Below are 22,660 nucleotides of genomic sequence, written 5' to 3' on the forward strand. Positions count from 1 at the left end.
TTATATCACTCCCTCCTTAAAAAGCTTATCAAAAATAATTTTATCTATTGATTCATTACTTGAAACCTGAATTAATTTTCCACCATACTTTTGTGATACATTTTTTAAGTTTAATGTAAATCTTTCTAATGCTTTTTTGTAATTTGTTAAAATTTTTGATGTTACTGTTAGTTGAACTTTTTTATCACTTTCACTATCTACAAGTGTAACCTCACCATTTAACTTTGGGTTTAATTCACTGTCACTTAAAACATTTATAATTAATATTTCTTGATGACAATATTTTAAAAATCTAATACTATCTTCTATATCTTCTTCATTTAAAAAATCTGATATGATTATCGATAATCCTTTTGATTTTATTTTATTTCTTTTTATAGAATTATTGATTTTTACAGTTCCCTCAAAAGTCTCTTTTTCTATAAAATTAAGTATTCTCTGAAAAGATAATATACCTGAATATTTTTCACTTTTTATTCCATCCCTAGTAATTAAATTAATATTTACTTTATCTTGATTATTTAATGCTAAATAAGCTAATACTGCTGAAATCTTCAATGTAACTTCTCGTTTTCCTTCAAAGTCCATAGATTTACTACAATCTATATATATATTTATATTAGCTTCCTTTTCTTCTACAAATAATTTTATAAATAATTTTTCAAATCGTCCGTATGCATTCCAATCTATTCTTCTTATATCATCGCCTATGTTGTATTCTCTAAAGTCTGAAAACTCAACAGATGTACCTTTTGATTTTGAGCGACGTACACCAGACTGTCCACCTTCTGTCAATGCTTTTATTTGTAATGACATAGTTTTTAGTTTATTAAAAAACTCTTTATCAAAAATCTTATTTTCCATTTGATTCACCTTATTCTAGCGAAGATTATTTAATTCAATTTTTAATATTTCTTTTAAAACATCTTCACTGCTTACATCATCTGTTATAGCATCAAAATTCAAAAAGAATCTATGCCTAAGTGCTGGATATGCTATATATTTAATATCTTCAAAAGCTACATTAAATCTTCCTTCCATTATTGCTCTTATTTTTGAGGCAGTAATTAATGCTTGTGCTGCTCTTGGACTTGCTCCAAATCTTATATATTTTTTAGTTATTTCTGGAGCCTTTTCATATTCGGGATGAGTTGCTAAAACAATTCTTAATGCATATTCTTCAACCGCTTCTGACATTGGAACTTCTCTTAAAATTTCTCTTATTTCTAAAATTTCTTCTCCAGTAATCACATTGTTTAAATCTATAGCCTTATTTTTTACTGTTACATTCATTATTTCTTTAAGTTCTTCTAATGTTGGAAAAGGTACAATTAGTTTAAATAAAAATCTATCTAACTGTGCCTCTGGAAGTGGATAAGTTCCCTCCATTTCAATTGGGTTCTGAGTTGCTAGCACTATAAATGGTTCCTTAAGCTTATATGTTTTCTTTCCAACTGTAACTGTATGCTCCTGCATGGCTTCTAGCAATGCAGATTGTGTTTTAGGTGTTGCTCTATTTATCTCATCTGCTAAAACTAAACTTGAAAATATAGGTCCTTCTTGAAATGAAAAATCACTATTTCCATCTTTATCTTTCACAATTATATTAGTACCAACAACATCAGCTGGCATTAAATCTGGCGTAAATTGAATTCTCGAAAAAGGCAAATCCATAACATTTGATAATGTCTTTACAAGTTGTGTCTTTCCAAGCCCTGGAGAACCTTCTAACAAAACATTTCCGCCTTGTAATATTGCTATAATAACCTGTCTTATAACATCTTTCTGTCCAATTATAGCTTTTCCAATCTCATTCTCAACTTTATTTATCTTATCTATAATTTCCTTAATTCTATCTTCATCATAACTTATTTGTTTTTCCATCTTTATCATCTCCTCATTTTATTGTGTTTCAATTTGTATTTCATATAATATTTAATTTCTCTTGAATATAACTCTAGGGTTCAAATTTAAAATAATAGCTTTATCAAATGATACTACTATTCTTACAGTTTATTCCATTATTATATTTGTAACCAATTAACAATTAACAATTAACAGTTAGCAATTAACAATGATGGTTGATATCCCCGAGGATTGAAATCCTCGCTACAATGTTTTATTTGCACTTCAAATAAAATTAATATAATATTTATCCATAAAAAGTTCATTTTGGAGAATAAATTCCCCATTATAATATTCTTACTAATCATAGTTTTAATAGTAAATATAATTATTACTTTGTATATTTTATAAAATTTAGTTTTTATATGGTGTTTAAATAATTTCCTTTGTAATGCATTATAAAAATTGATTTTAAAAAACTGAGACTTCAGTTTTATCCTTCATTGTTAATTGTTCATAGTTAATTGTTAATTTGTGTATAACATTGCAACGCTCTCATTCTCAACCACATCATGAATAGCTTAAAAGTTTATTCTTCTATTATTGAAAAGTATTCTTTTATTATATTTCTCATTGATTTTGGAATACTGCTATTCTCCATAGATTCTAATGATTCATTTTTGTAGTCACCTATAACTTTGTTGTACTCTACATAACTTCCAGCTGAAGTTTTAGATTTACTTGATTTCTGCATTGTGCTACTTCCATCATCATTTACTTTTCCATTCATCTTTTCATCATTTCCATCTTTATTTATTCTTTCACCTACATAAACTTTATCCCATTCAGTTTCCTCATAATTGCTCTTTTTATCTTTTCCTACACCAGTACTAATACTAGTACTACCCTTTGTAGTATTTGATACTTTAGTTCCGTTCCCTGCACCACTTCCTGAACCACTTCCACTACTTCCACTATTTCCAGATCCATTTCCTGTTCCCTTTGCACTTGTAGTTCCACTACCATCCGTACTAGCACTTCATGTTCCACCACTACTGCAATTCTTTTTAACTTGTTTTTTTACACTTTCAATGGCATCTTCATTCATTTCATCTTCTAACTCTTTTTCTAAAGCATCTGTAGCTTCTGATAATTCATCATCATTTTCTTCCATGTTTTTTGCAACTTTATTTAATGCTTCACCTAATTTTGCATCATCCATGTCTTCTGCTGCTTTTTTTAACGCTTCTGCAATACTCTTTTTTTCACTATCATCAGCACTTTTTAAAGTTTCTTTTGCTTTTTTTATTTCTTCCTTTAATTTATCTTTATTTTTTATAGCTTCTGATAATCCTTTTAAACTTTTATTCTTTTCTAAACTATTTGCCACAGCATTTAAATTCTTATTCTTTATATTATCTAATTTCACTGTAGCTTTTTCCAACGACTTTGTAATTTCTTTTTCATCTTTGCTCTTTTTTATTTCTTTTTTTAAATCTTTTAATTCTTTTTCTATCTGTAATTTTTTTATTTCATTAATTTCATTATTGTTTTTTATTTCTTTTTCTATTTTTTCCACTTTTTCAACTTCATGTTTTTGCTCAACATTTAATGCTTTTAATTTTTCTGCTTTATCTTTCATTGGACTTGGAATAAATAATATTGATGCAAAAACTACTATTAATCCACAGCAAATTTTTAAATACTTTTTTTGTGGAAATATGCTTATACTATTTACTTCAAAATTGTCTAACTCATTTTTTACATCATTAAAAAGTAATTTGTAATATGGAGTATCTTCTTCTTTCATTTCTAAAATTGTTGTGACTCTCTGTTTTAATCCAAGAAAATCAACTTCTTTTCCAACAACTTTATAACTGGGAACTTTGTAAATACTATAAACACAAGATAATGCTAAAACTATAAAAGACAACCATATAGTTTTATTTAAAATATCATAAATTGGTATAATCATAGATGCTATTTTTATACAACATCCTATTGCAAAAACTACACTCAACGCAATTACTATATTGTTCAGGAAATTTTTTATAGCTATTCTAATTTTACACTTTAATAATTTTTTTTTAATATCTCTTACATCCACTTATATTCACCACCCCTATTTAAAACTTTTATGTATCAATTTAAAATTGAGAATGAATATAAAATATAATTTTATTAATATCTTTTCTTTTATTATTTCTAATTTTTCATTCTCAATTTTCTAATATTACTATTTAATTATTTTTTAACTCTAAAAAAATTAACTCTTTACTACTTCTTTTTTTCTTTTATTTTTTTTCCTACGTTCTCTCATTGGATTTATTCTTCTTGTAGCTAATATAATTAGTATTATTGTAAGTATTATCATTATTATTGCTGTAACACCATATGACTTTAATCCTAGATAATTCAAGCTTAAAGTACTTCCAAACATACTTTCTACTGAAATTCCCAATTGTGAAAGTATAAGTGACACAAAGCCTACAGCTGGACTTACAAGAATATAATAGTATGTTCTATCATAGTTTACTAATGGTGTCATTCCTTTGCTTGCACTATAAATTTGTGTTATTCCACAAATTATAACTGGTAATACATATATTAAAAATATAACTATATATGAAACTATTGTCGCTACCATAGTTTTCTTAAAATAAGTTGATGCATAAAGACCTATTGATCCAACAAATGCTGCTGTTATCAAATTCATAATTAATATCCATATAGCATATTTTAAATTTATTCCAATATAAGATAATAAAAATATAAATATAGGTATTGATGTTAATATTAAAAGCACTATTCTACTTAGAGATGCATATAACTTTCCTGTAATTATAGAGGAAAATTTCATATCTGTAGTAAGTAGTATATCTAATGTCTGCTTTTCTCGTTCACCTGAAATAGCTCCTGCTGTAATTGTTGGTGCTATTAATGATATTAAACTAAACTGAATAATCATTAAAATTACAAAAGCTATTGTTGCATCCCTTCTTATAATCATACCTCTATAAGCCGATTCTAAATATAATGAACCACATAAAGTTAGTACTAATATACCAAGATAAATTGCTACAACTACACTACTCTTTATACTTCTCATAGATATTTTCATTTCTTTTTTCAATACAGGATTCATTTTAATGTTCTTCAATGTTTTCACCTCCAATTACCTTCATAAATACTTCTTCTAAGTTACCTTCCATAGTTGTAAAGTCAACTACTTTTATTTTTTTCATTATAAGCCTTTCTAAAATACTACTCATCACTTCATCATTTCCATTAAAATCTGCAGTTATTATATTATTTACTAATGTTTTTACATTGCTCACTTCTACATATTCTTTTAATGTATTTATTGCATTGTCAGCATTTTCTATAACTTTTATTTTTATAGATTTAGTTTTATACACATTATCCATAACCTCTTTAACTGTACCACTTATTATTGCTTTTCCACCTTGAATAATTACAATATTTGTACATAGTTCTGCAAGTTCCGGTAAAATATGTGAACTTATTATAATTGTTTTTCCCATATCTTTTAATGTTCTTAATATATTTTTCATTTCAATTCTAGACTTAGGATCCATTCCTGATGCTGGCTCATCGAGTATTAACAGTTCTGGATTATGAACTAAACATCTGGCAAGGCATAATCTTTGCTTCATACCTCTAGACAAATCATCAACATAAGCATCTTTTTTATCAGTTAAATTCACAAGTGCTAAAAGATCTTTTATTAATTCATCTTTTTCTTTTCCTTCAATATCATATATAGATGCATAAAACTCTAAATACTCTTCTACTTTTAAATCATCATATACTCCAAAGAAGTCAGGCATATATCCTATTTTTCTTTTTACTAATCTACGATTTTTCAATGCATCTATACCATCTATATAGACCTCTCCACTAGTACATGCTAAAAGCCCACTCACTATTTTCATTGTCGTAGTTTTTCCTGCTCCATTTGGCCCAACAAATCCATATATTTCGCCTTTTTTAACATGTAAACTTAGATCATCTACAGCTTTAAAGTTGCCATATTTTTTTACTAAATTATTTATCTTAAGCATCTATCTTTTCACCCCTTTAACTGATAATTTAGGCACTAGTGCTTCCCCCTCAGGACTTACTTTTACTTTAATTTTTATTTGAGCTTGTTCATCTAAATATTTTTTTATACTTTCTTTATCAATAATTTTGTTTTTAATATCTTTTTCTAGCTTTTCATATTCGCCTTTTTCCAAGTTATATATTTCATAATCACTATTCGTTCCACTAAAGTTTATATTTACTTTAGAATATTCAAATTCATTGCCTAATGAATATATTACTTCTCCCATTGAATTGCTATAAAATGTGTTATTATAATTGTCAAAGTTAAATTCTTTCCCTATTGGCTGTACAGTGAAATTTACAAATTCCTCCGGAAGTTCAAATTCCTTGCCTGTTGGAATATCAAATTTCACATCCATACTAGTAAATAAAGTATTTCTATTATATTTTTTTATTTCTTTTCCATCTACTAATATAGGTGATGTTTCATAATTGTCTATTATTGCCCCAATACTGTATTTTCCAACATTCTGAACTTGCTCTTGTTGCATCCTAAATAATATTTCATATATAGAGGCTTTCAGTTCAAGATTTATTCTTTCCTCTTTCTCTTTTCCTTTTAATCTACTTATATCTTGATTTCTATCAATTTTTAATATTTCATTTATTACATCCCATGAACCATTGTATAAACTACTTGAAAGTTTAACATCATTTAAGTTAAACTCTTTAACTTCATTAGGTTCAATTGATTCTAAGTTCATAATTGTTCCTGAATTAGATATTATAAATGCATTTTCTAGTTTATACTTTGTATTATTTTTTAATATTCCTATTAATTCTGTACCTTCTACTTTAAATTCTAAAGATATATCACCTGCTTCGCCTTTTGTTCCATATCCTTTTAATAAGTTAGTTTCCACTAAATTCAAATCATTTAGAACTAGTGAATTGTCATCTTGATTAACTGTTGCCTTTATTTTATTAGGTATTTCCATTTTTGCATTACCATCATCATATTGATTTTTATTAGTTTCTAATCTTTTAATATCTATTTCTGACTCTATTCTACTTTCTTTTTTAGTTAAATTATTTAATGATATTAAACTTTGAGTGCTTTCCCTATTATTATTCAAATTAACAAAATTAACTGATGTTGCATAAATTTTATTAACCCCTGACATCTTTACATAAAATATCATTGCTATAGAACATATAACTGCTATACCTGGTGCTACTACCCACATTTTTTCTTTCTTATCTTTTTTCTTTAAAATTATATACGCACCTGGGAATATAAGTAGTATATATATTAGTAATCCCCATGTAAGCGTACCTATCTTTATTTGATTTATCTCTGAAAATCTTGATAATATATTAGGCAGTTCCCAAATATTATCATAGAAAGTATTATTACTATCAGCAATTAATTTGTTATTATTTAATATATTAGCTATTAAATTACTATTTTTATTCCACTCTGAAATATTGTTACTTGAAAAATCAAAAGCTGCTATAATTATATTTCCACTATTTTTATTACTTTTAACTATTAATGGATTTTCTTTATTTTCCTCTAAAATAATTTTCATTCCATCAACTTTAATACTAGCTATATTTAATGGAATATTTCCATCATCACCTTTTACAAAACTTACTATTTTATCACTATCTATTTTTTGTGAACCTTTAATTTCACCTACAATAAAATCATCTTTGAATATGCTAAGTGTCTTTTCATAATTTTCTCCAGTTCCTAATACTAAACTTCCACCATTTAAAACCCATTTTTTTAATGCTTCATATTGTCTTTCTGATAATTTTGAAGTGTCAAAATTGCTTATAATGATTGAGTTAAATGCCCTTAATCCTTCATAAACATCTGGTAAATTTTTTTCTGTAAAATTTATAACAGTACTTTTAGAGTTCCCATTTAATATTGCGTCTTTTACATATGTCATAGATGTAGGATTATCCGTTAAAACTCCAATATACGGAGTATCTGAGTATGAGCCACCATAAGATTTTAACTTTTCTTCTACAATAACTTTCTCTCCATCAGTAACTCTAACTAAATTACTAATATAATCAGCTATTTCAGCATATATTGTCACTGTTTTTTTTGTATTAGCCTCAATTGAAATATTATTTGAATATGCAACATATCCAGAATATTTTTCCATAAACATATTATTATTATCTTTTGTAGGTACCAATACTTGAACTTGTCCATTAAAATCTTTACCTATATTTTCAACTTCTATTTTTATTGGCACTTCATACCCAACTTTATATTTTTTATCGTAACCGACTTCAATACTATTTATTTTAATATCACTTTTATTATCTTTTGCAAACACACTTTGTGGCACAACAAATTGAATTATTAGCAACATAAAAATAGCAATATTAAAAATTTTCTTTATTTTCTTCATGTACTTACTCCCTTTCCCTTCTTAATAGAACTTTTTAAAGAATTAAGAATTAATGATTGTAGATTAAAACTAATATATATCTTAGAATTCATTCTTTAAATCTTAATTCTTAATTATTTAAATTTTTATATTTTAGTATCTTTCATTAATTATTTCTATAACTTCATTCTTAGAAACATTTATAGCTTTCATGTTTTCTATAAATACTTCTAATGATTCATTTATAAGTTCTTCTTTTATATTTTTTAAAATTTCCTCATTAGTTGTTATACTACTTGGGAAATTTCTAACTGTATTTATCATCTCCATACTTTCCATCTCCTTATATGCTCTTTGAACTGTATTGGGATTTACTTTTAATATTTCTGCCAGCTCTCTTCTAGATGGAATTGTATCACCAGGCATTAAATCACCTTTTACTATGGACTGTTTTACATGCCTTATTATTTGGAGATATATAGGTTCCTTATCATTAACTAAAAAATTCACTAAACCATCTCCCTTTACTTTTCATTTAAATTCACTTCTGCTAATTTTATTTCATTATAATATCCTGAAGTATTGCCTATATTTAGTTCTAATTTATTTTTATTTTCATTTAAATTTAAAACTTTAAATTGCAAATCAAATTTATCATTATAATAATTTAACTCTTCTTTAACTTTTTGTGAAAGTAAATACATGTTTCCATCTTTAACCTTTAAATCAACTATGTTACTATACTGTCCTTCACTCATGTCAATATCCCCAATTTTTTTAATATTTTCAAATTTATTTGATTTTATATTAAATTTAATAAAATATTGTTCTTCTTTATTTGTTATATAATGCTCTCTAATATTTACTAATGTATATATATATTCACCATCTAAATCGCTACAACTATGCACTTGTAAATCCTTCTTACCAAAGTTTAATTTTTCAGTTTCAATTGTATTTATAGTTTGTTCTTTAAGGTTTAATACTATAAAACTCATTTTATCATCTTGAACACTATTCATATTGTTTATATAAACATTGTCATTAATAATAAATACATCTTTTGAGCCTACCCCTGAAATTTTCTCTACTTTAAATTCTTTTATTAATTTAATATCTTTACTTTGTAATTCTAATTCATATAAAAATAAACTTTTATATGATTCACCTTTTTCATTCATTGATGAGTTTTCAAGTAAAAGCATTACTTTATTTTCAAAATCAAATGCTTTTAATAAATTTATATTTCCATCTGCTTCTATAACTTTTTCAAATTTTTCTATATTATTATTTTCCTTATTTTTATATGCTACATGTATAGTATTTCTATAATTATTTCTGTTTGAACGTCCTGTATAATCAAAAGATGATGATACAACAAATTTGTAATTTTCGTTATCATAGTTTATATATCCACTATGCCTCATTGCATCTCTATACAGTTTTTTATTTTTTAAAACTTCTTCTGATACATTTCTATATGAATCATATTTAACCTTACTTACCTTTTCACCATCATTGCCAATCACTAATTTATCAGCAGAATAAGTAGTTTTAGGTTCTAAAATTTCTAAATTTATATCATTAAGTGCCGAATAATCTCCACTTATTTTTTTCAGTTCAACTTTATTATATGGTTGCTTTTCTATAACACTGCTTATTGCAAAAGTTAGAGTCAAACCAACTGCTACTATTGTCATAACTAAATTAAATGTCTTTTTCATACTTTTACCTCCTTACACTGAAACTTTATTTTCAAATAGGTATTTAGATAAATAAAAATTAGATATTATTGATATTGAAGGTACAATTATGAAGTATAATAATTTTTCACCTGCAAATAATGTAAGCATTTCAAAAGGTACATATGTATATAATGCAATATATATACAACCATAAATTATGCTTAATATTAATCCTTTTCCTTTTATAAATCTTTCTATAAAAACTGCAGTAAATATAATTAATATAACTGAAGTTAAAAATAATATAAGTTCTATAGGATTTAAAAATTCTCCAAATATAATAGATAAATTCCCTCTATTAACAACTTCTAAAAAATTTACGTTTAATACACCGTCTTTAGGTAAAATTGCATAAAAAACTTTATAATTTATAAATTCTGCTATAAATTGTGTTCCAATTAATACACAAAAGTAAATTACAACTGATACTAATTTTGAAAGTATTATTACCGATTTAGATACTGGTAACATAATTAGTGAATATATAGTTTTATTGCTACCAAACCACTCTCTATACCAACAAAATGCTGCATAACATAGTATTATAAATGAACCAATTAAAGGTGAACTTAGTGTTATACCATATCTTACATAATTTTGTGTTTCACCTGGTGCTATAAGCCTTCCATTAAAATTTAAATATAAGGCCTGCTCTAAAGTATTACCTTCTTTAATTAATTGTTTTATTTCTTCATTTATTGAAACTGAACTTGATATTCCTATAAACAATGTAAGTATCATAAGTCCAATAATTATAGTTAATAAAATTTTCTTTCCTCTATTAATTTCATTATTCAATAAATATGAAAATTTATTATTCTTTTGCACTCCTATATACCTCCCTCATCTTGTCTAATACAGATAATCCTTCATTTTCTCTCACTTCTTCTGCATTAAAGTCTAAAACTACTTTCCCATCTTCTAATAAAATAACTTCATCAACTATATTCTCAACTTCTTTTATCTCATGAGTAGTAATTAGTATAGCCATATCCTCATCCATATAATTTATCATTGATTCAATAAAATCTTCTCTTGTAAAAACATCTATTCCTGAAAATGGCTCATCTAATAATAGATATTTTGCATTTTGTGAAAAACCTAAAATTATTTTTACTCTTGCTAAATTTCCTTTAGATAATTTAGCCATTTTTCTATCATCACTTAATTTAAACACCTTCAACATTTTATAAGCTTTATCCATATCCCAATTTTCATAAAATACTTCCATATATTCAAATGCATCTTTTATTGTCATATTAGGATATTGTGTGTCCACATCTGGAACCATTGCAATTTTATTGTATGTTTTATGTTTAAGCTTTTCACCATCAATAAAGATATCACCATCATCAAGTTTTACAAGTCCCATTATAGATTTTAGTGTTGTGGATTTTCCCACACCATTAATACCAAGCAATGCTGTTATTTTTCCTTCTTGAACATTAAAACTTACTCCATCTAAAGCTTTAATTCGACCAAATTTTTTAAATGCATTTTTTACTTCTATCACTTTAACTTCACCTCTTCAATTTATATATTTTCAAATAGAAATTTATTAATTTTTATCATAAATATATGATATATAAAATATCCTAATAGAATCCCTAAAACTCTCAATATTATATTATCTATACTAAAAATTTCACCATTTCCAAGGTAATATAACATATATTTAGTTCCTTCTATTCCAAATGATATTATAAATCCACTAGTAATTATAATTTTAAAATCATTAAATTTTTTATAAAGTATTGGTAAGAACATTCCTATAGGTAAAACAATTAACATATGTGCTACTATAGTTTTTAAAAATGTTATAATATATACCTTGTTTTGTAAATCAAAAGTTTTAATTTTCTCTAAAGTATAGATAAAAGGAATTATATTAATATCAGGTCTTGATAAATCATTTCTCAAATCTATTTTTAATGGAAAAATAAATAATGATATAAGTAGTAATATGTATATTACAAATAAAATCCATATAAATTCTCTATTATAGTCTATATATTCTTTTTTATTTTTCCTTTTAACATCTCTTATAAAAACTACTAACATTAATAATGGTAATCCAATAATAAATACAATACCTTGATTAAGCTCCAAAATTACACCTCCCCTATATAGTTCTTGAAAATCAATGTATCATTACATTAATACACTCAAGACAAAAAAATATATGAATCTATTCTAATTATTTTTCTTTATGTATGTATTATATAGTTAATACACTAATAAATCAATATGTTATTTTAAAATTTTATATTAAATTTGCAAAAACAAACCTTAGCCTACTTATTTAAATTCTTTTACAATTAAAAAGAAGAGATTTCTCTCTTCTTTATTGTTCATTATTATTAAGTAATAATGTTAGTATAACCATCATTATTACTATAGGTAATGCTCCTACTAGTACTAACTCAATGTTTTTTCTTTCAATTGCAAGTAATATTGGTGTTCCTAAACTATACACCCCTACCATTGGCGCAAATATTAATATTTGTATATTTTCTCTAATAGATTTTACAACACTTTTAAATATTTTATTTTTATGTTCTTTTATATAAATATTTATTCCAATCTCAAAAGTATTCATATTCATAGATTTAGCTGTTCTTAATAAATTTATATTCATATTTTTTTTCATCTCGATAATCATTTTACTAAAAATAATTATACTAGATATTATCAATACTATAAATATAGATTTTCTACCCATTCCTACTAAAATGCCCAAAATTGCTAACATTATTATACTTGGTACATTGCTTAAAATATCTATAATTAATTTGTATATATAATAAAATTTAGCTAATATCTTAGTGTTTAAAATTATAAATATAAATATTGTAAATAAAATTCCTATTATCATAGTTATAATTGCCATTGATATATGACTTAGAAATAAATACTTAACACTATGAGATATATTCCAAAATGGTTGTTTTGAAAATAAATTTAAAACTACAACTGAAATTCCAAGAATTATTGATAATGTTAATATTAATATATATCTTTTTTTACTCATTTGGGTCACCTTTCAAATATGTTAATGCTTTAATTATATCCTTAACATTTAAAGCCCCTACAATTTTTCCATTTTCACCTATTATATCCAAATCATATACAGTTTTCTGAAACATATAACTAAGTGCATCCTTCAATGTTTTATTTTCAGAAATTTTTTCACTAAATTCCTTTCCGTACTTAGGTATCATATAATCTTCAATTTTCATACTTTCTAACATATTTAAATATAAGTCATTTGATAAACTTTCTGTAAAAATACTACTTTTGGGGTTAGACATAATACTCTCTGCCTTATCATAAACTTCTAATTTACCTTCATTTAAAATTATAATATAATTTCCTATTTTAACTGCCTCTTCTATATTATCTGTTGCAAATACTATTGTTTTCTTCAATGCTTTTTGAAATTTTATTAAATCCTCTTGAAGTTCCATTCTTGTATTTACTGTTACTTCCTTAAAAGGTTCATCTAAAATTACAATACTAGAATTATTTAAGAATGCTCTAATTAATGCTATCTTATAGTATTCAACTTCATTTAATTCATATACTTTTTTATTTATATACTCATAATAATTTAATTCTACTATTTCAAAATACTCTTGAACCCTACTTTCATAGGTTTCTTTATCCCATTTCAATTTTTTAGGTAATAAATATATATTCTTTTTTACACTCATATTAGAAAATAAATTACCGCCAGTTGTCATATAGCCACAATTGCTTTTTAAAATTTTTGAATCAAATTCTTTTATATTTATATTATTTATATAAACTTCACCTATATCTGGTTTATCCAAACCATTAATCATATTTAGCATTGTAGTCTTTCCACTTTTCCCTTTGCCTAATACTACTGTTATTTTTTCCGAATTAATTTCTATGTTTAAATTTTCCAAACTTACTACTCTATTATGTATCTTCGTTACTTCTTCAAAAAAAATCATTTTATCCCACCTTTATAAAAAGATTCTATATATAATTTATATTAAAATTATACACTCTATTAATTATAAGTTCTAAATCCACAATTAATCAATGGTAAAAAGAAGGATACCTACACTTATAAAGTAGATATCCTTCTTTTTTATTATAATATTTCTATGCTATAAATTTAGCTATTGTACAAATTATTATTAAATGTGCTGGATAAAATATATAGAATAGGTATTTTGTAAATTTATTATTTACTCCTCTTTTCCCATTATATAAAAGTATTGGTATTATAGAAAATATCATCATCCATTGTGGATCATTTATAAATAATTGTTCATATGCATTGCCTTGTATCACTATAGATATTGTTCCAGTTATTAACAACGAAAATAATATATACACAGTTGACATTGCTATTTTCTTTTCTCTAAAGAAATAAAATATTAAAGTCATTCCTACACCAAATAATGATGCTTCTGTAAAAGCACCTAAAAGTCCTGCTATTATAGCAATTGGGATACCTATTATATATTTTTTGCTATTCTTTGTGTATTCTATTATTGTTAATAATAATATTGATGTTCCAAGTGATAAAAATATGTTGTTATGAATATTAAATATTAAATCTACTCCTATCATTAATATACTAAATCCAAATAATCTTCCCATATATTTAGTTTTGCTTCTTGTATAGAAAAATCCTTCAACTATAAAATAGAAAAATATAGGCGAAGCTAATTTTCCAAACCAATGAAACCATACTGGCATACCAGGGATATTTGTTGCTACATGATCTAATACCATACATATTATTGCTAAAATTTTAAGTGTAAATACATCCATTTATAATCCTCCTAATAAAATATTTTTTCTTTCTACAAAAATATTTTATTATATATGTTAAAATGAACACATTTAATTTTCTTTCAATTAGCTTACAATGTTGTAATATACATTTATTGTAATTCACTCAAAATTTTATCTATACTTTTGAATTTCCATAAAAAAAAGTATAGTATATTAAAAATCAATATACTTATTAATATAAATTGTATTTGTTTTGTTATATCTATAACATAAATTTTTTTAATTATATTCATAAATATATATGTATTAAATATTCCTATTATATATGGAATAAAGAATATTATTGTCATTTCTTTAGAAATAATCTGTTTTATTTCTTTATTAGTTATTCCAATACTTTTTAGATTTTTAAAGTTATATTGATTATTTATTTTTTCATTATAAAATCTAATATGTAACAGACTTAATGCCATAAAATATAGTAAAATGCAAACTAAAATTGAAAAATACATTACTATTTTTGCACTTAACATATTTTCTTCATACCTTGTTACTCTAGATATCATATAAAAATGTTTATCTTCATCATACTTATAATATTGCTGTCTAACATCTTCAATTATACTAGTTGCATCAGTCCAATCTTCTAAGTTATATGCTACATAATATATATAATCTAAATGTTTTTCAAATTTTTTATAAAATTCATCAGATACAACATATAAATTATTATTAAATAGACCATAAATTACATTCTCTACTTGTTGATTATTTACTATTAATTCTTCATCTAAAATATTTAAAATTTTTACTCTTACATAATCAGTAAAAAATACAGGCACAAAAAATGACTTATCTTCTTCTACTTCTACAGTTTTCCTATTGCTTAAAATAGCTAATTTATTATAATCACTATTACTTATTAATGAAATATCATCATACTTCTCTCCTGTTACTAAAATTTTGCATTTACTTTTGTCATATTTAAAATTGTTCATTTTTAATACACTTTCAAGTTCATTTTCAAAAGGTATACTCTGTTTTTTATTTTTGATAATTATATTATATGTAGATGGTATTTCCATTTCTAAGTTCCTTTTTACAGTAACAATGTTAACATAGTTTATAGATATTATAAAAAATGTAACTGTAAATAAAAATGTAACTAATACTATTATATTTGCCATATTTATAAAACTTTCTTTAACAGATGCAAACAATATAATATTATTAGCTTTTAATTTAATCCATTTCAAATTTGACAATACTTGTATAATGCATGGAATAATATATTTCAACAAAAATATATTTAAACTTATTAACACTAATGGCATAAAAATTAGTTTTGCATAATTCATAAATTTAGCATCTCTATATATTATCATTATGCTAAACATAATAATTGACATTACATTTAAAATTAAAAACAACACTTTGAATATTTTAGAAATTTTAATATTAGTACTTTTATTATTTTTTAAAAGTTCTATACAATTTTCTTCTAAAACTTTTTTACACTCATATATAGAAATTAAAAAAAATACAATTCCATATACAATTATAGACTCTATTATGCTACTTACAGGCAAGTAAAATTTTATATTGTCTATATTAGTTATAGAACTAAATATTATTAAAAATAATTTTAAAAATATAACTCCAAATATAATTCCTAAGATTAATGAAATACCTCCAATAATTAAATTTTCTATAATAAAAATTTTATAAAACTTAACTTTATCCACTCCTAATGCTAAAAATATTCCAAAGTTCTTTTTTTGCATTTTTACAAATAAATCAATTGAATATATTATAAAAAATATAGAAATTATAAAAACGCCAAGCTTTGTATACAAAATAGCAAGCTTTATATCTTCTCCATTATGTTGATTTATAACAGGATGATTTATAAGTGATGATGTTATAAAAAATATAAAAATAGCACTAGCACTACTTAATATATAATTTATATATGTTCTAAGATTTCTTAAGGTACTCTTTACAAGTATCTCTTCAAAATTCATAATCTCTACCTCCTAGAAAAGAAAGAACATCTAAGATTTCTTTGTAAAACAAGCCTTTATTATCACCTCTATAAACTTCATTATATATAACTCCATCTCTCAAAAATAAAACTCTATCAGCAAAACTAGCTACATATGGATCATGGGTAACCATAAATATAGTTGTGCCATTTTTTTTATTTATATTACTAAAAAGCTTCATTACATCTTGGCTACTTTTAAAATCTAAACTTCCCGTTGGTTCATCTGCAAATAAAATTTGGGGATTTATTATTAATGCTCTTGCTATAGCTACTCTCTGTTTTTCTCCTCCTGATACCTCAAATATTTTCTTTTTCAATAAATCTTCTATATTTAAATATTCTACTAACCATTTAAGTCTTCTATTTATTTCTTTAATATTTACTTTTTCTAATGTTAATGGAAGTATTATATTATCTTGTATATTTAAATAATCTAATAACTTAAAATCTTGAAAAACACATCCTAAATTTGACCGTCTATATATATTTAATTTTTCATCATTATATTTAACAATATCTTCTTTTTCATTTAAAATTATACTTCCAACAGATGGTTTTATCATTCCACAGCAAATATTTAAAAGTGTACTTTTCCCACTGCCCGATGGTCCCATAACTGCAACAAACTCTTTATCCTCTAATCTGAAATTAATATTATTTAAAGCAATCTCACCTTTACTATAAATCTTATAAATTCCTTTTGTCTCAAGCAAATTCATTAAACCACCAACTTTCTATATAACTAATTTTACTCTTGTACCTACACCTTCTTCTGATTCTATATAAATCTCATGATTTAATTTTTCACAAACATCTTTTACTAAATGCAACCCCATACCTGTAGATTCTCCATATTCTCTACCATTACTACCTGTATAAAAAGGTTCAAATACTCTTTTTATGTCTCTTTTAGAAATTCCAATACCATCATCTATAATCTCAATAACTACTTTTTCATTTTCCTTTTTAGCCATAATCTCTACATATTTTCCCTTTCCCACTGAATATTTTATACTATTTATTAAAATTTGTTCTAATATAAATTCTATCCATTTTTTATCACTATTAATTATAATATTATCTTCAATTTGAACTTTAGGAAAAATTTTATTCTTTATAAAATAACTTTTTAAAGAATTCACTGATTCCTTAATAACACCTTGCAGTTCAAATTTTTTTAATGAAAAGTCATTCCTAAAATCTTCCAATCTAGCATTATATAATGCAAGTTTTAATCCTCTTTCTAATTTATCAACTTCACTTTTAATATCATCAACAAATTCTTCATCTTCATATTCTTGCATATATAATTTAATTACTGAAAGTGGAGTTTTCATATGATGTACCCATTGATTCATAAAATCTAATTGCTCTTTTTGATTTTTTATTTGATTATTTACTTCTCCTTGATAGAATCCGTACATATCATTAGTTAATCTATTTAATTCATTTCCTAAATATGAATTACCAAATTCATTTACTATTTCTTCAAAATTATTATACTTATTAGATAATCCATTATATAACTTTCTATTTTTATAATATCTATATAACATGTATACTGTTAAAACAAATAAATTTAAAAATACAAAGTAAATGCAATTACCTATTGTATTAAACCCTTGAAATATAAGCATTGATGAGAAAACTAATACAAAACTAAAAATATATATTAATATAAATCCTAAATTATCTTTTATAAAAAGTTTCATTTTCTACCTCCAACTTATATTAATTCTATATCCAGCACCTCTTACTGTTTCAATTGCATTTTCTATACCTAATTCTAAAAACCTTTTTCTTACTCTTGTTATATTTACATTTAAAGTATTATCATCTACAAAAAACTGATCATCCCAAAGTTTTTCCAAAAGATTATCTCTTGTAGCAACTTTGGGATATTTACTCATAAGACAATCTATAAGTTCACTTTCTTTTTTACTTAAAATTATTTTTTTATCATTCATTTCTAGTTCTAATCTTTCTGGATATAATATAAGTCCTTCTAAATTAACAACTCGCTCATTTGTGTTTGTTGCATATTCACCATAAACTCTTCGTAAATTACTTTTTATCTTAGCCCTTACAATTTCATAATTAAATGGTTTTATAATATAATCATCTGCTCCACTTTCTATTGCCATTATTTGATTCATTTCACTATCTCTTGCAGATATAAATATTATAGGGCAAAGTGACTTTTGTCTTATTTTTGTACACCAATAATATCCATCAAACTTAGGTAAATTAACATCCATTAAAACTAAACTTGGATTTTCTTCATTAAACTTCACCATAATATCTTCAAAATCTTCTATTTTACAAACATCATATCCATATCTTTCTATATAATCACCTAACAACTTAGATATGTTCATATCATCTTCTACTATCATTATTTTATAACTCATCTGTGTCACTCCTTTTAAAATCTATTATAGGGTTCCAAGTTCAAATTTAAAATAACATCTTTCTCAATTGAAAATCTTTTTTCTTTCATCAAGAAACAGGAATTATTTAAATTAGTATTTCTTTAAAAATTGATTTAGAAACTCTTATTAATTTATTTTTTATTTTCAAGACCTGAACCCAAGGACAGGTTCAGCGACTGCCTAGACAGGACGTAGTGTGAACTAAATTTAGAAATATGTAATTGAAAATTCAATGTATATTTTTTATAAATCAAGGAAGTAATTCTCATCAATAATGGCATTTTATTAATGTGAATTGCTGACGAAGAGTTATGAAAAATAGACTAGAATTTAATTACATAGGTCTTAATTTAGTTCACTTATAGCCGTTTAGTCTTGAAAATAAAATGATAAATTTATTAGAGTTTCTTTGAAATTTTTATGAACAACGTTTTAAATAATTACTGTTTCCTTTCCTACTACCATTCTCATTTAATATTTGAATAATTTCATTTTTTAGCTTAGAATCCTATATAGTATTACAACTTTGCTTTTCAATTTATACCTTTATTAATTTATATCCTTAGTTTATCATCTATAACCCTATATACTCTTTGTCGAAAAAATAAGCAAGGTGTTTACCCTGCTTATAAATATTTTTAAATATATTTTAATTGTTTACTATATTGTAATAATTTTTTGCTGTTAGCATGTAATATCCTAAATAAATTAGTATATATGGAGTTAATACTTTTATTAAAATTAATATTATATTTTGGTTAAAAGCATTGGATATCAATGATATAGCTATAGTACTATGAAACACACCTATAAATAATGGTGCTAAAAATACATTCAACATTTCTTTGTATATTGAAATTTTTATATCTTTATCATCCACACCTATTTTTCTTAAAGTTTTATATCTATTAACTTCTTCTGTTGCTTCTGAAATTTGTTTGAAAAATATTATACTTCCTGTTGCAGCTAAAAATACTATTCCTATAAAAACACCTATAAATAACATTCCGCCAATAGATGCTGATTGCTCTTTTAAATTTTTATAATAAGATGAATATGACAGCATTTTATTACTATTTTTGTCTTTTAACAAACTTTTATCTACCATATTTTCAATTTTATCATCAGTTACTTTTAAATCATTATTACTTTTAATTTGATATAAATTTAAATTATATATTTCTCCTGCACTTTTAATTTTATTATAATCATCATCATTTACAACCATAGTTTCAATAGACATATGTTCATTTAATAAATTTCCCTTATAGTATTCCTTTATGGAAAGCTTTATATCACTATCTTTTATGTCTACTGTAGAAAACTTATATTCTCTCTTACTTCCTTCTCCATATTCGTAGAAATAAGCACATTCCCCACTATTTAATTTTTCCATAGTATACTTATTTTTTCTTAATTTATTGATACTATAAAAATAACTTTGTGGAATCATCTTAACAAAATTCTTTCCTCCATTTATGCTTACTTCTAAATCAGTTATTTCTCCATTAGTATTTCCTATTACTTCTATATTATTTTCTTCACTTAAAGTATTTAGTATACCTTCATTTAAACTTTTATCTTTTGTAGATACAACATATGAATATGGATATACTTCATCAAAATCACCAATGAATTTATTATGATAACTTATAGTAATACCCATTGCTGTTATAGTTGTTGCACTTAAAACTGATATTAATGCTAAACTTTTAGCATTTCCTTTTATTCTATATAATAATTTAGACGTTATTATCATATTAAGTCCTTTATAATGCTTCTTTTCATTTTTCCTTTTTATTTTAGTTAAATAAATTAAGAAAGATGAAAAAAACAAAAATGTTCCACTTACAACTAACATTAAAGTTAGTACTATTGATATTTGCAAACTTGGTGATTTCATAGCTCCCAAATAGACTAAATATCCAGAAATTATTAATACTAGAGATAATATTGATTTAAAGTATGATGCTTTAGGTTCAATTTCTCTTTTATTTTCAGCTTTAAATAAATCTATAAGTTCAAATTTATAAATTGTAGATCCACTTATAAAAGATACTATAATAAATATAGCAACAAATGATATTACAGTTTTCATTATTGCTTTTATAGTTATAACTTGTCCTAATTCCACATTTAAATTTATTATCTTTATTAATAATAAAGTAGAAATTCTAGATAATACACTTCCTAAAATTATTCCTACAACAAGTGCAATAATTCCTATAAAAAATGTTTCTAAAAATAGAATTTTTCCTATTTTTTTATTTTCTATACCTAAGATGGCATATAATCCAATTTCTTTTTTCCTTTTCTTTAAGAAAAAATCATTTGAGTACCATATAAACAAACCTGAAAAGAACAGTAAAACCATTGATGCTGCATTAAACCCCACACTAAGTTTAGCACTTCCTTCTAATGCTAAATTTACAGATTCATTGTATTCTAAAGACTTAAATATAAAAAATATTGTTACTGAAATTATTATTGACATTAAGTATATAATATAATTTTTTATATTTCCTTTTACATTTTGCTTAGCTATATTAATTATCGTCATAGGAATCACCACCTATATATGCTAAGGTATCTAATATTTCTTTGTAGAAAGCCTTTCTGCCCGAATTTCTATTTAATTCTTTATATAACATTCCATCTTTAATAAATACAACCCTTTTACAATAACTTGCAACATTTGCATCATGGGTAACCATCATAATTGTTGCATTATTTTCATCATTAAGTTTTTCAAATCTTTCTAAAAGATCTTTGGATGATTTAGAGTCTAATGCCCCTGTTGGCTCATCTGCAAGAATTATAGATGGATTATTAACTATAGCTCTTGCAGCTGCTGTACGTTGTTTTTGTCCTCCTGATACTTCATAAGGATACTTATCTAAAAGTTCTTTTATTCCCAATATATCACAAACATTCTCTACTGATTTTTTTATGTCTTTTGAATTCACCTCACTTATAGCTAATGGCAATGCTATATTTTCTCTTATAGTTAACGTATCTAACAAATTAAAATCTTGAAAAACAAATCCCAAATTTTCTCTTCTAAATTTAGCTAATTTTTTATTATCTAATTTTGATATATCTTTCTCATTTATCAAAACTTCTCCACTAGATGGCTTATCTATTGTTGATACAATATTTAAAAGTGTACTTTTTCCTGCTCCTGACGGTCCCATAATTGCTATAAACTCACTTTCATATACATTTAAATTAATATTTTTTAACGCTGAATACTGTATGCCTTTATTTCTATATACTTTTGATACACTTTTTATTTCTAATACTTTATTCATGAAATAACCTCCAACTTATTCT

21 protein-coding genes are annotated in these 22,660 nt (G+C 24.3%); all 21 read right to left on the reverse strand.

Annotation, left to right across the window (positions count from 1 at the left end; genetic code table 11):
• The 21 genes from AC07E4_RS19385 to AC07E4_RS19485 all read right to left on the reverse strand — a co-directional run bounded on the left by AC07E4_RS19385 (position 1) and on the right by AC07E4_RS19485 (position 22,638).
• A complete protein-coding gene (locus tag AC07E4_RS19385) occupies positions 1-864 on the reverse strand; it encodes a DUF58 domain-containing protein (protein WP_478217223.1) in 864 nt (287 codons plus the stop codon).
• A 15-nt stretch (positions 865-879) separates the two neighbouring features.
• The gene (locus AC07E4_RS19390) at positions 880-1,884 is read right to left on the reverse strand and encodes an AAA family ATPase (protein WP_478217224.1); all 1,005 of its coding nucleotides are present in this window, start codon (positions 1,882-1,884) and stop codon (positions 880-882) included.
• A gap of 550 nt (positions 1,885-2,434) precedes the next feature.
• A complete protein-coding gene (locus AC07E4_RS19395) occupies positions 2,435-2,635 on the reverse strand; it encodes a hypothetical protein (protein ID WP_040330048.1) in 201 nt (66 codons plus the stop codon).
• Positions 2,636-2,884: 249 nt separating this feature from the next.
• On the reverse strand, positions 2,885-3,952 hold the full coding sequence (locus AC07E4_RS19400; protein ID WP_478217225.1) for a coiled-coil domain-containing protein: 1,068 nt from the start codon (positions 3,950-3,952) through the stop codon (positions 2,885-2,887).
• A 159-nt stretch (positions 3,953-4,111) separates the two neighbouring features.
• The gene (locus AC07E4_RS19405) at positions 4,112-5,005 is read right to left on the reverse strand and encodes an ABC transporter permease (RefSeq protein ID WP_040330045.1); all 894 of its coding nucleotides are present in this window, start codon (positions 5,003-5,005) and stop codon (positions 4,112-4,114) included.
• A complete protein-coding gene (locus AC07E4_RS19410) occupies positions 4,992-5,930 on the reverse strand; it encodes an ABC transporter ATP-binding protein (RefSeq protein ID WP_430830801.1) in 939 nt (312 codons plus the stop codon). The genes AC07E4_RS19405 and AC07E4_RS19410 overlap by 14 nt, the downstream gene beginning before the upstream one ends.
• A complete protein-coding gene (locus tag AC07E4_RS19415; protein WP_478217226.1) occupies positions 5,931-8,348 on the reverse strand; it encodes a hypothetical protein in 2,418 nt (805 codons plus the stop codon).
• Between the two features lie 132 nt (positions 8,349-8,480).
• Positions 8,481-8,837 carry a GntR family transcriptional regulator gene (locus tag AC07E4_RS19420; protein ID WP_040330041.1) on the reverse strand — a complete coding sequence of 119 codons (357 nt, stop codon included), beginning with the start codon at positions 8,835-8,837 and terminating at the stop codon, positions 8,481-8,483.
• 14 nt (positions 8,838-8,851) lie between these two features.
• Positions 8,852-10,051 (reverse strand): hypothetical protein, encoded by a 1,200-nt coding sequence (locus AC07E4_RS19425; RefSeq protein ID WP_478217227.1) that lies wholly within the window; start codon positions 10,049-10,051, stop codon positions 8,852-8,854.
• Between the two features lie 12 nt (positions 10,052-10,063).
• On the reverse strand, positions 10,064-10,900 hold the full coding sequence (locus AC07E4_RS19430) for a hypothetical protein (RefSeq protein WP_040330039.1): 837 nt from the start codon (positions 10,898-10,900) through the stop codon (positions 10,064-10,066).
• Positions 10,887-11,585, reverse strand: a complete 699-nt coding sequence (locus AC07E4_RS19435; protein ID WP_478217228.1) for an ABC transporter ATP-binding protein — start codon at positions 11,583-11,585, stop codon at positions 10,887-10,889. The genes AC07E4_RS19430 and AC07E4_RS19435 overlap by 14 nt, the downstream gene beginning before the upstream one ends.
• Before the next feature lie 20 nt (positions 11,586-11,605).
• Positions 11,606-12,181, reverse strand: coding sequence for a VanZ family protein (locus AC07E4_RS19440; RefSeq protein WP_478217229.1), 576 nt, complete (start codon positions 12,179-12,181; stop codon positions 11,606-11,608).
• Positions 12,182-12,416: 235 nt separating this feature from the next.
• The gene (locus tag AC07E4_RS19445) at positions 12,417-13,103 is read right to left on the reverse strand and encodes an ABC transporter permease subunit (RefSeq protein WP_478217230.1); all 687 of its coding nucleotides are present in this window, start codon (positions 13,101-13,103) and stop codon (positions 12,417-12,419) included.
• On the reverse strand, positions 13,096-14,052 hold the full coding sequence (locus AC07E4_RS19450; RefSeq protein WP_478217231.1) for an ATP-binding cassette domain-containing protein: 957 nt from the start codon (positions 14,050-14,052) through the stop codon (positions 13,096-13,098). Before AC07E4_RS19450 ends, AC07E4_RS19445 begins: the two co-directional genes overlap by 8 nt.
• 154 nt (positions 14,053-14,206) lie before the next feature.
• Entirely contained in the window at positions 14,207-14,884 is a 678-nt protein-coding gene (locus AC07E4_RS19455) for a TraX family protein (RefSeq protein WP_478217232.1), read from the reverse strand.
• 113 nt (positions 14,885-14,997) lie between these two features.
• Positions 14,998-16,872: an FtsX-like permease family protein gene (locus AC07E4_RS19460; RefSeq protein ID WP_478217233.1), complete on the reverse strand. Its 1,875-nt coding sequence runs from the start codon at positions 16,870-16,872 to the stop codon at positions 14,998-15,000.
• The gene (locus tag AC07E4_RS19465) at positions 16,862-17,614 is read right to left on the reverse strand and encodes an ABC transporter ATP-binding protein (RefSeq protein ID WP_040330031.1); all 753 of its coding nucleotides are present in this window, start codon (positions 17,612-17,614) and stop codon (positions 16,862-16,864) included. The genes AC07E4_RS19460 and AC07E4_RS19465 overlap by 11 nt, the downstream gene beginning before the upstream one ends.
• A 15-nt stretch (positions 17,615-17,629) precedes the next feature.
• A complete protein-coding gene (locus tag AC07E4_RS19470) occupies positions 17,630-18,607 on the reverse strand; it encodes a sensor histidine kinase (protein ID WP_040330030.1) in 978 nt (325 codons plus the stop codon).
• A 3-nt stretch (positions 18,608-18,610) separates the two neighbouring features.
• On the reverse strand, positions 18,611-19,306 hold the full coding sequence (locus tag AC07E4_RS19475) for a response regulator transcription factor (protein WP_040330029.1): 696 nt from the start codon (positions 19,304-19,306) through the stop codon (positions 18,611-18,613).
• A gap of 670 nt (positions 19,307-19,976) precedes the next feature.
• Positions 19,977-21,887, reverse strand: coding sequence for an FtsX-like permease family protein (locus AC07E4_RS19480; protein WP_478217234.1), 1,911 nt, complete (start codon positions 21,885-21,887; stop codon positions 19,977-19,979).
• The gene (locus AC07E4_RS19485; protein WP_478217235.1) at positions 21,874-22,638 is read right to left on the reverse strand and encodes an ABC transporter ATP-binding protein; all 765 of its coding nucleotides are present in this window, start codon (positions 22,636-22,638) and stop codon (positions 21,874-21,876) included. Before AC07E4_RS19485 ends, AC07E4_RS19480 begins: the two co-directional genes overlap by 14 nt.
• Positions 22,639-22,660 lie beyond the last annotated feature (22 nt).

The sequence above is a fragment of the Clostridium amazonense genome (assembly GCF_056431285.1).